1 pseudogene is annotated in these 1,023 nt (G+C 70.2%); it reads left to right on the forward strand.

What is annotated here, in order from left to right:
- Nucleotides 1–858: 858 nt before the first annotated feature.
- Nucleotides 859–1,023, forward strand: a pseudogene (locus tag FCI23_RS55885) (NAD-dependent malic enzyme); the annotation flags it as partial.

Here is a 1,023-nt window from a genome sequence, read left to right on the forward strand (position 1 = left end):
CAGGGGATTGACAAGTCCGAGGTAGTCCTCGGGCAGCAGAGGCGTGGTCAGCCACTCGGCTGCCCGGGCCAGCCGACGGCCGCACCAGGCTGTGGCGATCAACGTGACCTCCTCTCGCGATCCCGTCTGCAGCGCACCGCGCCGCAGATGCAAGGGCGGACGGGCCGGCGATCCCGGACGACGATCGTAGGAGACCCGGCCCTTTTACGGTCGAAGGCGCGCGGACCGGGGTATTGGGGTCATGCATTCACGCCCCATGTGGGGGCGGCCCGAACGGACAGACCTCGTGGCCAAGGCCCCCTGGTACATCCTCCTGCCGCCGGCGGCCACCGCAAACCGGGAGAAGCAAAGCCGGCCGACCGCATCGGCCCCGGCGCCCCTGTAACGGGGCTGTACATACCGCTTCAAGCCGCCGGCTCGCCCCGCGCCGGGCCGGCGGTCGGCACCGCCCCGGCAGGCTGCAGCCAGTGGCCCGGTCAGGTGAACGCCGCCAGCCGTCGCTCCAGGTCGGCAGCGCGCGGCTTGCCCGCTGCAGGGCCAAGTAGGCCTTCACGCACCCATAGGTGTCCCGGCCGGTGAAGAACGGGTGCCCGGCCACGGCGGCGGCCAGCTCGGCCTGCGTGGCCCACAGCGCGTCGATCACCTGCTGCTCGCCCGCACCCGAATGGGCGCCGCCACGCGTGGTAACGGAGTCGCCAGCCGATTTGGTTTTCCGGTAGAACGGATGCTTACCCCGGATCCTGGGGAGCGGGCGCGCATGCGGTGCGCCCAGCGCCTGACCAGCCGTGCAGGTGTGCACCTGTCAACCCTCATGGGGAGGCGACGACGCCTCCCCATAACCAGACAAAGGGGTCACCCGTGGCAGCGGAGATTGTGAATCCTCGCACCGATACCAGCAGCGACAGCGACAGCGATCTGGATCACTTCCCGATCGACCCGGCCTTCGCGCTGCACCGTGGCGGCAAGATGGAGGTGTCCGCCACCGTGCCGGTGCGTGACGCCGAGGACTTGTCCCTGGCCTAC

Source organism: Actinacidiphila oryziradicis, assembly GCF_005047355.1.
GTDB lineage: Bacteria > Actinomycetota > Actinomycetes > Streptomycetales > Streptomycetaceae > Actinacidiphila > Actinacidiphila oryziradicis.